This is a genomic window from Bradyrhizobium sp. MI1.7 (genome assembly GCF_055811795.1).
The window spans coordinates 26,318-38,922 of the sequence record NZ_JBVVPO010000036.1; the positions used below are offsets into that span (position 1 = coordinate 26,318).

The following is a 12,605-nucleotide window of genomic DNA, read 5'->3' on the forward strand; positions in this document are numbered from 1 at the left end:
CACCCCTCCCGGCCCGGTTTTTTGCTCTTTTTCCGCGTGCCCCCCTGGCCCCCGCCCGCCCCCCAACCTTGGCGGCCCCGGGATCGGCAAAGGGACCAAGATGTCGGCTGAAGTATTCTCGGTATTCTATCAGTTCGCCGACGTGTTCGCGTTCCTCATTCTCTCGGCCGCAGGTCTCGCTATCGTGTTCGGCATGATGGGCGTCATCAATATGGCGCATGGCGAGTTCATCATGTGCGGCGCCTATGTCACCGTCGGCCTGGTGAATCTGGGCGTTCCGCTCGCGATTGCCCAGATCCTGGCCGCGCTGACGGCGGGGCTCATCGGTGTCGCCGTCGAGTTCCTGATCGTGCGGCGCTTCTACAAGCGGCCGCTGGATTCTCTGCTCGCCACTTGGGGGCTCAGCCTCATCGTGACGCAATCGATGCTCCTGATTGTCGGTTCAGCCGTGCGGGGCATCGGAACGCCCGAAGGAAGCTTCGCAATCGGCGGCTATACGTTCTCGACCTATCGTCTGGTTCTGTTCGGTTGCGCGGTGGCCGTGCTGGGCGGTCTCTACATCGTTTTCATGAAGACGCGCTTTGGTGTGATCGCCCGGGCGACGATGCAGAATGCGGCGATGGCGAAGGCGCTGGGCGCGCGAACGGGCCGAATCTATTCGATCAGCTTCGGGATCGGCACCGGCCTTGCCGGACTTTGCGGGGCGCTCTACGCGCCAACGATGACGCTGATTCCGACCATGGGGGCGACCTTCGTGGTCGAAAGCTTCGTTACGGTCGTCATTGGAGGGGCAAACGTGCTGCTCGGAACAGCGCCGGCCGCTGTGTTCCTGGCGATGATCCGGATGGCGCTGAACGCGAGCTACGGCCAGATCATCGGACAGATTGGCATGCTGGTCGCCGTTATTTTGATCATTCGGGTGTTGCCCGAGGGGCTCTCCAGCGTTCTGGTTCGTCGTGGGCGCTAAAGGGAATTTGTGATGTTCAAGCTGCTGGAAGGTCCGCAGACGCTCGGACGTGGCAAGATCTTCTGGTCCTGCTTTCTTGCAGTGCTCGCGGGCGCACTGACATATCCGCTGTTCGCCGACTCCTATGATGTGGGGAATTTCGCCTATTTCCTGATCTGGATATTCATGGCGCTCGGCCTCTGCCTGATGTGGGGCTATGGCGGGATGCTGTCGTTCGGCCAGACCTTGTTCTTCGGCATCGCCGGTTACGGTTATGGCGTGCTCGCGATTAACATGGGCGGCGGCACCGCAACGATCGCCGCGCTTGCGCTGTCCGTTGTCCTTGCGATGGTGGCGGCCGGCATCCTCGGCTATTTCATGATCTGGGGTGGCATCAACGGCATCTTCTTCGGGATCGTGACGCTGTCTGCGACGCTGGTGCTTGCCTTCTTCCTCGGCCAGACGGCGGGGCCGGAATGGCACATCGGCCCGGCGCGGCTGAATGGCTTCAACGGCATGAAGGGCATGGACCCGCTCGCCGTCGGCGACTTCTATATCGAAGGATCGGCGCTCTACTACGTCATGATCGCGCTGATCGTGATCGTCTATCTCGCGTTGCGCATGTTCGTGAATTCGGGCATCGGAAACGTCATCGTGGCGACGCGCGAGAACCCGCAGCGCGCCGAGATGCTGGGTTATGACGTCCGGAAATACCAGCTCCTGACCTTCGTGATCGGCAGCGGCCTCGCAGGGCTGAGTGGTGCGCTGTACACGTCCTGGGGCCAATTCATCACGCCGTCCAGCATCGGCCTGCCTGCGGCGGCGATGCCCATCGTATGGGTGGCTTTCTCCGGACGGAGCGATCTGACCGCAACTCTGGTCGGATCGTTCCTGCTGCTGTTCGGCTTTCAGACCATCACGGTCTACAGCCAGCAGGCAGCACTCGTGCTGATGGGAGCGCTGCTGCTCGCCACGGTGATGCTGGCGCCGCAGGGTTTTGTGCTCGGCATCGGCAAGCTTGCTGCCGACTGGTGGAGCGGACGTCGGCGGCGCGATGATAGCCCCGTCATGGCGGAGGCTGGTCGCTTGCAGTCGGAAGAGTCCTGATCATGGCGCTGGTCGAAGTCAAAGGCGTATCCAAGCGTTTTGGCGGATTGACCGCAGTCTCCGACGTCGACCTCACGGTCAACGCCGGCGAGGTCCACTGCCTGATCGGGCCCAATGGCGCCGGCAAGAGCACATTGTTCAAGTTGATCGTGGGTCTCTACCCGCCGAGCCAGGGCAGCATCCTGTTCGATACCGTCGACATCACCAAGGAGCGTCCCTACGCACGCGTGCAGCGGGGCATGAGCATCAAGATGCAGGCTCCGAGCGTGTTCAAGGAGCTGCCGGTTCGGCAAAACATCCAGACTGCGCTCCAGGAACGACTGTCCGGCGCGGAACGCATCGCCGAGGAGGATCGCCTGCTGACTCTGCTCAACCTGGGGCCGGACAGCGATAAGCTCGCGGGTGCGCTGTCGCATGGCCAGCAGCAATGGCTCGAGATCGGGATGGCGCTGGCGCTGAAGCCGCAGCTCCTGCTACTGGACGAACCGACTGCCGGCATGTCGCCGGAGGAAACCTTCAAGACCGGCGAGCTGATCAAGTCGTTCAATGCAGAGGGTATGACGGTTCTTGTCGTCGAGCACGATATGGCCTTCGTGCGCCAGGTCGCCCAGCGCGTCACAGTGCTGCATCTCGGCAAGATTTTCGCACGTGGCGATCTCGAAAGCATTTTGCAGGACGCGAAAGTCGCGGAAATTTATCTCGGTAAGACGCATGCTCACTGAACCCAAGCCCACTGACCGGATTCTGGACGTATCGGAATTATGGGCGGGATACGGTGCGACGCCGATTCTGCAGGGCGTCACCATGTCGGTCTCCCGCGGCGAGATTGTCGGCGTGATCGGCCGTAACGGTGTCGGCAAGTCGACTCTGATGCGGTGCCTGATCGGTTTGCTGCAAACCTGGCGTGGCACGATCAGCTTCATGGAGCAGGACGTAACAAAGCTCGAAGCCGACGCGCGGGCGAGGGCGGGCTTCGGCTACATCCCGCAGGGACGCGATGTCTTTCCGCAGATGACCGTCGAGGAAAACCTGCAGGTCGGCGAGTTGATCGGCGGTCCCGGCGGCAAGAAGCTGCCTGAACTCGTCTATGAGTATTTTCCGCGACTGAAGGAACGCCGGCGGCAGGCCGCAGGCACGATGTCGGGCGGCGAGCAGCAACAGCTCGCCATAGGCCGCGCGCTGATCGGCAATCCGTCCTTGATGATCCTGGACGAGCCGTCCGAGGGTATCCAGCCCTCGATCGTCCAGCACATCTGCGAGGCGCTGAGATCGTTCCGGAACGAGCTCGGGACCACCATCATCTTCGTCGAGCAGAACCTCGACACGATCCTGGCAATCGCCGAGCGTTGTTACATCATGGAGAAGGGCAAGATCGCGCAGTCGCTGGCAGGTGGCGAGGTTAACGAGGACAATGTCCGCGAGCAGCTCCTGCTCTGAACGGCCGCATGGCATGTTTTCAAGTCGTCAACAGGGAGGGAATGGACATGGATCTGGGACTCAAGGGAGCAAAGGTTCTCGTCACCGGCAGCACCAAGGGGATCGGCAGGGCGATCGCCGACACATTCGCGGCGGAAGGCGCGGATGTCGGCATCTGCGCGCGCAACCAGGCCGACGTCGACAGCGCAGTCGCCGCGATCAAGGCGAAGGGCGTCGCTGCCTTTGGTAGTTCGGTCGATGTCTCCAACGGCCCGGCGCTCAAGGCCTGGGTCGAGGACATGGCCTCGAAGCTTGGCGGCATCGACGTCGTGGTCGCCAATGTCAGTGCGCTGTCGATCGGACAGGACGAGGAGAGCTGGGAGAAGGAATTCTCCACCGACATGATGGGCACCGTGCGGCTGGTCAATGCGGCGATGCCGTATCTCGAGAAGAGCAAGGCCGCGGCGATCGTGACCATCTCCAGCGTTTCAGGGCGGGAGGTTGACTTCGCGAGCGGCCCCTACGGCACGTTCAAGGCCGCGATCATCCACTATACGCAAGGTCTCGCCTTCCAGCTTGCCAGCAAAGGCATCCGCGCCAATTCGGTGTCGCCGGGCAACACCTATTTCGAGGGCGGTGTCTGGAATCAGATCAAGGATGGCAATCCCGAGCTGTACAAGACCGCGCTGGCGCTGAATCCGACCGGCCGCATGGGCACGCCGCAGGAAATGGCGAACGGTGCGGTGTTCCTTGCCAGCAAGGCAGCGAGTTTCATCACGGGGACCAACCTCGTGGTCGACGGTGCCCTCACGCGCGGCGTGCAGTTCTAGGCGCTCCCTGAGTAGCGCAGTCACGAAACCGGGCCGTCTGCGGTGCCGGTGGGCGAAGCCGTTTCCGACAACAGCAGGACTGTCAGATGTCAGCAGATCCAATTCACTACAAGTCGATCATCGAAATCTCCGAGCTGTTCCGCCGCGGCGAGCTTCTACCTTCGAAAGTGACCGAGGTAATGCTGAGCCGGATCGCGAAGCTCGATAGCAAGTTTCACGGTTATGCCTTGGTGCTTGCCGAGCGAGCCATGGCGCAGGCGAAGCGCTGCGACGCCGAGCTTGCCAAGGGCATCTGGCGCGGGCCGCTGCACGGCGTGCCGATCGGATTGAAGGATCTCTGCTACACCACTTTCGCGCCGACCGCCGGCGGCACGACAATCCACGCCCGGTTCGTACCCTCCTTCAACGCGACAATCGTGGACCGGCTCGAACACGCCGGCGCCGTCACGCTCGGCAAGCTAAAAATGACCGAGGGCGCCTATACGAGCCATCATCCCGACGACCAGGCGCCGCTCAATCCCTGGGGGACCGACTACTGGGTCGGCTCCTCCTCAAGCGGATCGGGCGTGGCCACTTCGGCGGGACTTTGCTTTGGCTCGATCGGCAGCGACACCGGCGGCTCGATCCGGTTTCCGTCGGCGACGGGCGGGCTGACCGGGATCAAACCCACCTGGGGACGTGTGAGCCGCCACGGCGTCTTCCCGCTGGCTGACTCTCTCGATCATGTCGGGCCGATGTGCCGGAGCGCAGCCGATGCCGCGGCCATGCTCGGCGTCATCGCGGGCGCAGACGTCAATGATCCAACCGCCCTTCAGGCGCCGGTGCCGAACTATCTGGCGGGGATCGGTGACGGCGTGCGGGGCTTACGGATTGGCGTGGACCGCAGCTACACGCAGGACGGGATCGATCCGCAGGTGGTCGCCGCCTTGCTGGAAGCGGAGCGTACGCTTGCGGACCTCGGCGCCGATATTCGTGAGGTCAAGTTCCCAGCTTACGAGAAGCTCGTGAGCATGTGGATTCCGATGTGCTCCATCGAGACCGCAGAGGCGCATCTCGAGACCTATCCGTCGCGGAAGTCGGAATACGGTCCCGATCTGGCGCAGCTGATCGAGCAGGGCAGATCGATCAGCGGCCTCGAGATCGCTCAGATCCATCATGAGCGGTTGAAGTTCTGCGGCAGCCTCGCTGCGCTGTTCGGCGATATTGACCTGCTCCTGATTCCCACCATGCCCGTGCCGATCCCAACGCTGACCAAGATGGGCGAATACGGCGCCGATCCGAACGTGCTGCTCAGCATCCTGCGCTTCACGGCGGTATTCGACTTCTCGGGCAGCCCGACCATCACGCTACCGAACGGCATGGCGGCGGACCGATTGCCTCTCAGCATGCAGTTCGTCGGTCCGCATCTGTCCGAAGATACGCTTGCCCGCGCCGGGTATGCCTTCCAGTCAGTGACGGATTGGCATACGCAGCGTGCTTCCATCGAATGAAAGGCAGCGAAAGGCATTATAACGTGTCTGAAGTTGAAGGCGCAGCGCTGGCTGCATGCCGAAGCGCTTTGTGGCGTTAGCGGCGATGAAGTTCTGCAGTGCCGACGAGATCTCGGCGTCGGTGTCGGCCGCACGCCGAGCCAGTGCGTCGGTGACCTCGGAAGTCGCATCCCGCGACTACCCCTGGACGGGATTGAAGGATACAATTCGGACCGGATAGGCGTACTGGCCGGACCGCAGATTTTGCAGGATGATCTCGAGGTTGGTGTCAGCCTCGTCGGTCTCGCGCCGGGCGCAACCAGCGCGCGCCGACGTCTTCAAGCACCAGATAGATGTCGCGGTCGATGCGGTCGGCCGGCACGATCGAGGGCGAGGAACGTAATCCCGCGCGGCGGGAATGACGCGACGAGCACGACGTATCGCAGGGATTGTCATCCACAGAATTGGAGCGAGGTGTCGCGCGCGGTCTAGTGTGCTTGGCTAAGGCCGCCTCATCGCCATGGCTGTCACGCGTCGCCTATGCATCTACCTTTCTGTCGGCACACGCTTGTGCTGATCGATCGCGGGGCCTGCCTCCTCTCGCTTGGATGATCGGGTGCTTGCCGCCAGGACCGGATGGAGCGCGTCGTGAAGCTTTGCTCCGTTCCTGATGTTGAACAGATCCGCGGAAGGCCGGCTGTCTCTACTGACGTTCGCAACCGCACAAATCGAGATAGGGCCAGGGTTAGATCCGGCCCGGCGACGTGATCCGCCATTGACAGGTCGGCGGAGATGATAGAATTATAACAGGATAAGTTGCAAAAATAACAATATGTCACCATCGTACCAGCGTCTTGCGGGGCGACGGGAGGAAAGTTTGGAACTGTCCGGTTCGGTTGCAGCAGAACCTCGGTCGTCGACCTCGCTTGTGATGGTCAGTGGCATCAACAAGCGCTTCGGCGGCGTGCGAGCGCTGCGTGACGTCAACCTCGAGGTTCGCGCCGGCGAGGTCCATGCGCTACTGGGCGAGAACGGCGCGGGAAAATCTACCCTGATCAAGATTCTCAGTGGTGTTCATGCCCTCGACAGCGGCACGATCGAGATCGCCGGCAGGCCGGTGGAATTCGACAGCCCGGCGAAGTCGCGCGAGGCGGGGATCGCTGTCGTTTATCAGGATCTCAGCCTCGTCGAATCCTTGAGCGTTGCGGACAATCTGTTGCTCGGCCGTGAGCCGCGTGCGCGTTTCGGCTTCGTCCGGCAGCGCGCGCTGATGGCCAGGGCCGAGGCGTTCCTGAACGCGCTCGGCATTCCCCTGGATGCGAGTGCGGCTGTCGGCTCGCTGCCTTTCGCCTATCGCCAGATGACGGAGATCGCCAAGGCGCTGATGGGCGAGGTCCGGCTTCTGATCCTCGACGAGCCGACCTCCTCGCTGACATCGGATGAGGTCCGGATCCTGTTCGATGCGATCGGGAAGGCGACGCGCCGCGGAGTCGGCGTGATCTATGTGACCCATCGGCTCAATGAGGTGTTCGAGATCTCGCAGCGCGTCACGGTGCTGCGCGATGGCGCTAACGCAGGCACGTTTGTCACCGCCGAGACCGACATGAAGCGGCTGGTGAACGCGATCGTCGGAACCGATCGATCGGCACCCACGGGCCCGCGCACCGAACCTGTCGCGAAGCGTGAATTGGATCCGTCGCCGGTTCTGTCGCTGTCCGACGTGTCCAACGATCGGCTTCGCGCCGTCGATCTGTCCGTGCTGAAGGGCGAGATCCACGGCCTCGCCGGATTGATCGGCAGCGGCCGCACGGAGATTTTGGAGACAGTGTTTGGCCTCCGGCCGCTCGAGAGCGGCGCAATCGAGATCGAGGGCCGGCGATGGCTGCCGAGAGGGCCTGCCGATGCGATCGAGCAGGGCATCGCGCTGGTGCCGGAAGACCGGCATGTGCAGGGTCTGGTCCTGGACCATTCGATCGAGCGAAACGTCACCTTGCCGCGAATTCCCCACTTCTCGCGCTGGGGCTGGATGCAGCAACGCGCCGCCGCCAGGCGGGCGGAAACCGCGGTCGCCAGGCTTTCGGTGAAAGCGCCAGGCGCGTTCAGCCTGGTCAGGACGCTCTCCGGCGGCAACCAGCAAAAGGTCGTGTTCGGAAAATGGAATGATCCGCGGCCGCGCGTGCTGCTCCTGGATGAACCGACGGTCGGCGTCGACGTGGGCGCACGCGAGGAAATCTATGCCGTGATCCGGAATGCCGTCCGCGACGGCAGCGGGGTCCTGGTCGTCTCGTCCGATCTCGTCGAATTGATCGAGCTCTGCGACCGCATCTCCGTGATCGTCAACGGGCGTGTAGCTCGTACGCTGTCGCGCGGCGAGATCGATGATGCCGAAGAGCTGCATCATCTCCTCCAGATGTACCAGGCCTCCGGGCCGGGCCACTTGCAAGAGCTTCCCGCATGACCGAACTGACTGCTCCCAACGTGGTCGCCTCGTCGACCCCATCTGATCGCCGCCGCAAGATTCTCCAGAATTTGCTGCGGGGCGAGCGGCCGTACATGCTGTACATCGCCTTCGTGATCCTGCTGGTCGTGTTCAGCCTGTCTTCGCCCTGGTTTCTCTCGGTCGACAATTTCCTGAACATCGGGCGCCAGACCACGCTGGTGTCGATCATTGCAGTCGGCATGACCTTCATCATCATCGCACGTCAGATCGATCTGTCGGTTGCCTCGACGCTGGCGTTGTCGGGCATGGCGGCCGCTCTCGCGATGAGCCAGATCAACAACAGCTGGATCGTGGGGGCCGTGGCCGGGCTCGGCACCGGTGCGCTGGTCGGGCTGCTCAATGGCATCCTGACCACGCAGCTATCGATCCCGTCATTCCTGGTGACGCTGGGCTCACTGAGCATGGCGCGGGGACTGGCGATGATGGTGACCAACACCAAGCCGGTGATCATCACCAACGAGACCTATTTCGCGATCTTTGGCGAAGGCACGTTCCTCGGCATACCGGTTCCGATCGCCTGGACTTTGGCGGCGATGATTATCGGCATCCTGCTGCTGCACTACAATGTGTTCGGCCGGCGCATCTATGCGGTCGGCGGCAACCCGACCGCGGCGCTCTATTCCGGCATCAACACCAAACGGATCACGACTGCGGCCTTTGTCCTGACCGGCACGCTGGCCGGATTGGCGGCGCTGGTGCTGTCGGCGCGTTCACATGCTGCGCGGCCAGATGTCGTGCAGGGCATGGAACTCGACGTCATCGCCGCGGTGATCCTCGGTGGCTGCAGCCTGTTCGGCGGGCGCGGCTACATCCTGGGGACGCTGTTCGGCAGCTTGATCATTGGCACGCTCAACAACGGCCTTGTTCTGCTCGGCGTGAGCTCGCCGATGCAGCTCGTGATCAAGGGGGCGATCATCGTTGCCGCGGTTGCTTTCACGAAACGCTAGTCGACGTCAGGCGCGGCGCATGAACAACAAGTTCATTGCGCTGCGCGGGTAGGGGCAAGGTCGCTGGCCCTCCGGTGAATCGGCGACCAAAAAATGGAGGAAACAATGAAGCCAATCTTGCGACAAACCTTGCCTTTGACTGCGTTGGTGGCCGCTGCCGCCCTCTCGATGATCCCGTCGGCTCGCGCCGAAGTGCCCGCGACCTGCGTCAAGGGTGTCGATCTCGCGAAGCTCGGGCCGAAGTCGATCGTCGGCCAGGGACCCCACGGCGAAAAGGCGGCTTCCCCCGAGGTGCTCGCGCTGTCGGAAGCCGACGCCGCCAAGATCAAGGAGAAGAACTTCAAGGTCGGCATCTCCATGCAGACGGTCAACCTCGACTGGTCGCAGCTCCAGATCCAGGGCATCACCGATACGCTGAAGAAGTACGGCGTGACGGTGACGGGCGTCGCGTCCGCCGAATATCAGGTGGACAAGCAGATCGCCGATATCGAGAACACGATCCAGCAGCATCCGGACGGCATCATTTCGATTCCGGTCGATTTCACCGCGACCGCGCCGACCTACAAGAAGATCGCCAAAGCCGGCATCAAGCTCGTGCTGATGGACAGCATCCCGACTGGTCTGAAGCATCCCGAGGAATATGCGACGATGGTCTCGGCCGATAGCCAGGGCAATGGCCAGATCGCGGCACAGATCCTGGCATCCTGCGTGGCGCAGGGCGGCACCATCGGTCTCGTCAATTTCGGCGTCGACTATTTCAGCACCAACGAGCGCACCAAGGGCGTGCGGGAGTGGATGAAAGCAAACCGCCCTGACATCAAGATGAAGCAGGTCGACTTCACCGATCCGCCGAAGGTCTCGCAGATCGCGGGCGACTTCCTGACCGGCAATCCCGACGTCAAGGGACTGTACGCGGTGTGGGATCAACCGGCGCTCGACACGCTGAGCTCGATGCGGGCTCAGGGCATCGATATTCCCATGACGACGGTCGACCTCGGTCTGCAATCGGCGATCGAGATTGCCAAGGGCGGGCCGCTGAAGGCGACCGGCTCGCAGCGTCCCTACGACCAGGGCGTCGCCGAGGCGATGGCGATGATGAACGCGCTGTTGGGTAAGGAAACGCCTGGCTGGATCGGTGTGCAGTCGCTGCCGGTGACGCAGTCGAATGTGCTGGAGTCCTACAAGACCGTATTCAAGAAGGACCCGCCGGCCGAGCTGACGGATGCCTGCAAAAAGGCGAAGCCCGCCTGCAACTAGCCCGAAACAGCGATGCGCGATCCACCGAGACCGCGCATCGCTCAGCAAGCCTGATCCGGGCGAACCAGCCCCCGTCCGGATCAGGCCGTGCTGGTGACGTATTCGACGGGAAGGCTGCGGAAGTGCTTGCGCGTGTCTGCCGACACGGAGCCACCGACGATGATCCGCGAGAATGAGCTGACGTCGGAGAAGAACGCCGGCTTGAGGCTGCCGAGCTTGCTGGCGTCGACCACGAGGATGCTCTCCATCGCGGTAGCGATGACGGCCTGCTTGATGGCGACTTCGTGAAAATTCGAGCAGCTGGCGCCGCGGGTCCAGTGCAGGCCGCCGGCCGAGATGAAAGCCTTGTTGACCCCGAGCCGCCGCAGGTAGGACAGGCCGTCATCCGACGAGAACGACTGCGACGACGGATGGTAGAGCCCGCCCATCAACATCACCTGCGTCGCTGGCCGGTGGGTGACGATCGAGGCGACGTTCAGCGAATAGCAGATCACCGAGAGAGGCATGTCCTCGGGCAGGCAATCCGCCAGCGACTGCATCGTGGTGCCGCAGTCGATGAAGATGGTGTCACCTTCCTTGATCGAGGCGGCTGCGGATCGGCAGGCGAGGCGCTTGTCCTGTGTGTGCTGGTCGATTTCCTGTTCGAATGTGTACTTGATCCCGGTCGGCGACGCCGCGTTGACGACGTAGCCGCCGAGCAGGGCGAGCGCCGCCTCGGGCCCGGCAAGGTCGCGCCTGACCGTCATCTCCGACACCTTCAGCAGCTCTGCGGCGTCCTTCAGATGCAGTGCGCCGCTCGTCTCGACGGCGCGTCGCAGCCGTTGCAGCCGTTGGACGCGGGTCTCGCTGGGGCGTGCGGTCGGTGTTTCAGTCATTTTCGTCACCGAGCTTGCTTATCCGGTTGACAATGATCTTACAATGATGTGAGTTTAGCAACGTCAATCTGTTACAATAATAACATTTGGCCCAAGGGGTGTTTCGCTGTCGGCGACGGGAGGCAGCAGAAGCGCCGGCGGCCAAGGGATGGGAGGATCGCATGTTGCAATCGGCACATTCAGTCTATCTGCCGTTTCAGCCGATTCGCTAGCATTGCGCGGCGTACCGATGGCGCAGGGCGTCTTGATATCAAATCCATCCGCGGTGCCGGCGCAGCCCCATGCGCGGGATCACAATCATCCGCATCCGATCGCGCGCAACAGCGGCCGCGCGCTCGAGATGGACTGGGTCGATGATATCCGGATCAATCTGTCCGCCGCCGAGCGCCGCGTTGCGAGTCTGCCGGGCCGGCGCACCGTCAAGAAGGACGCGCAGGCGGCGTGGTTGCTCAAGGCGATCACCTGCATCGACCTGACGACACTCAACGGCGACGATACGGCCGAACGGGTGAAGCGTCTCTGCGCCAAGGCGAGGGCCCCGATACGAAGTGACCTCGTCGAGGCACTCGGTTTTGCCGGGCGCCGGCTGCACACGGGCGCGATCTGCGTCTATCACCGCTTCGTCGCAACCGCGGTCGAAGCGCTCGATGGGTATGACATTCCGGTCGCTGCGGTTTCGACTGGATTTCCGGCAGGCCTCGTGCCTCACGATCTGAAACTCAAGGAGATCGAGGCGTCCGTCAGGGACGGTGCGCAGGAGATCGACATCGTCATCACGCGTGAGCATGTGCTGACCGGAGACTGGCGGGCTCTCTACGCCGAGGTCCGGGATTTCCGCGCAGCCTGCGGCGATGCGCATCTGAAAACGATCCTGGCAACCGGTGACCTCAAAACGCTGCGCAACGTCGCCAAGGCGTCGATGGTCTGCATGATGGCCGGCGCGGACTTCATCAAGACCTCCACCGGCAAGGAAGGCGTCAATGCCACGCTGCCGGTGACGCTGGCGATGCTGCGCATGATCAGGGTCTATGAGGAGCGGACCGGCTTCAAGATAGGCTTCAAGCCGGCCGGCGGAATCTCGACGGCGAAGGATGTGCTCAACTACCAGTTCCTGATGAAGGAGGAGTTGGGACGCGATTGGCTCGAGCCGGATCTGTTCCGCGTCGGCGCCTCGAGCCTGCTCGCCGACATCGAGCGCCAGCTCGAGCATCACGTCACCGGCCGCTACTCGGCCTTCAACCGTCATCCCGTGGGCTGA

Annotated in this window: 11 protein-coding genes and 1 pseudogene; 10 read left to right on the forward strand and 2 right to left on the reverse strand. The window is 62.7% G+C overall.

Translation table 11 applies throughout. The features are described 5' to 3' along the window. The first annotated feature begins 100 nt into the window (after positions 1 to 100). The 6 genes from AC0L3X_RS28020 to AC0L3X_RS28045 all read left to right on the forward strand — a co-directional run bounded on the left by AC0L3X_RS28020 (position 101) and on the right by AC0L3X_RS28045 (position 5,789). Positions 101 to 967 (forward strand): ABC transporter permease subunit, encoded by an 867-nt coding sequence (locus AC0L3X_RS28020; RefSeq protein WP_028151201.1) that lies wholly within the window; start codon positions 101 to 103, stop codon positions 965 to 967. Between the two features lie 12 nt (positions 968 to 979). Beyond that, entirely contained in the window at positions 980 to 2,053 is a 1,074-nt protein-coding gene (locus AC0L3X_RS28025) for a branched-chain amino acid ABC transporter permease (protein WP_071912300.1), read from the forward strand. Positions 2,054 to 2,055: 2 nt separating this feature from the next. Further along, the gene (locus AC0L3X_RS28030) at positions 2,056 to 2,775 is read left to right on the forward strand and encodes an ABC transporter ATP-binding protein (protein ID WP_085404254.1); all 720 of its coding nucleotides are present in this window, start codon (positions 2,056 to 2,058) and stop codon (positions 2,773 to 2,775) included. Continuing rightward, positions 2,765 to 3,490 carry an ABC transporter ATP-binding protein gene (locus AC0L3X_RS28035; RefSeq protein ID WP_135214633.1) on the forward strand — a complete coding sequence of 242 codons (726 nt, stop codon included), beginning with the start codon at positions 2,765 to 2,767 and terminating at the stop codon, positions 3,488 to 3,490. The genes AC0L3X_RS28030 and AC0L3X_RS28035 overlap by 11 nt, the downstream gene beginning before the upstream one ends. 47 nt (positions 3,491 to 3,537) lie before the next feature. Further along, positions 3,538 to 4,299 carry an SDR family NAD(P)-dependent oxidoreductase gene (locus tag AC0L3X_RS28040; RefSeq protein ID WP_028158375.1) on the forward strand — a complete coding sequence of 254 codons (762 nt, stop codon included), beginning with the start codon at positions 3,538 to 3,540 and terminating at the stop codon, positions 4,297 to 4,299. 86 nt (positions 4,300 to 4,385) lie between these two features. Then, positions 4,386 to 5,789 (forward strand): amidase, encoded by a 1,404-nt coding sequence (locus AC0L3X_RS28045; protein WP_354131418.1) that lies wholly within the window; start codon positions 4,386 to 4,388, stop codon positions 5,787 to 5,789. Between the two features lie 33 nt (positions 5,790 to 5,822). Here the strand turns inward: AC0L3X_RS28045 and AC0L3X_RS28050 are convergent. Further along, positions 5,823 to 6,228: pseudogene (locus AC0L3X_RS28050) on the reverse strand (hypothetical protein); the annotation flags it as partial. Positions 6,229 to 6,600: 372 nt separating this feature from the next. Between AC0L3X_RS28050 and AC0L3X_RS28055 the strand changes: the two are divergent. The 3 genes from AC0L3X_RS28055 to AC0L3X_RS28065 all read left to right on the forward strand — a co-directional run bounded on the left by AC0L3X_RS28055 (position 6,601) and on the right by AC0L3X_RS28065 (position 10,472). Further along, the gene (locus AC0L3X_RS28055; protein WP_404979442.1) at positions 6,601 to 8,226 is read left to right on the forward strand and encodes a sugar ABC transporter ATP-binding protein; all 1,626 of its coding nucleotides are present in this window, start codon (positions 6,601 to 6,603) and stop codon (positions 8,224 to 8,226) included. Then, complete coding sequence (locus AC0L3X_RS28060) at positions 8,223 to 9,215, forward strand: ABC transporter permease (protein ID WP_283017018.1); 993 nt, start codon at positions 8,223 to 8,225, stop codon at positions 9,213 to 9,215. The genes AC0L3X_RS28055 and AC0L3X_RS28060 overlap by 4 nt, the downstream gene beginning before the upstream one ends. A gap of 105 nt (positions 9,216 to 9,320) precedes the next feature. After that, positions 9,321 to 10,472, forward strand: a complete 1,152-nt coding sequence (locus AC0L3X_RS28065; protein WP_166342549.1) for a substrate-binding domain-containing protein — start codon at positions 9,321 to 9,323, stop codon at positions 10,470 to 10,472. Positions 10,473 to 10,552: 80 nt separating this feature from the next. Here the strand turns inward: AC0L3X_RS28065 and AC0L3X_RS28070 are convergent, their stop codons facing one another. Beyond that, positions 10,553 to 11,347 (reverse strand): DeoR/GlpR family DNA-binding transcription regulator, encoded by a 795-nt coding sequence (locus AC0L3X_RS28070; protein ID WP_085404259.1) that lies wholly within the window; start codon positions 11,345 to 11,347, stop codon positions 10,553 to 10,555. A 340-nt stretch (positions 11,348 to 11,687) separates the two neighbouring features. Here AC0L3X_RS28070 and deoC point away from each other — a divergent pair, with 340 nt between their 5' ends. Beyond that, positions 11,688 to 12,605, forward strand: coding sequence for a deoxyribose-phosphate aldolase (gene deoC, locus AC0L3X_RS28075; RefSeq protein ID WP_224580998.1), 918 nt, complete (start codon positions 11,688 to 11,690; stop codon positions 12,603 to 12,605).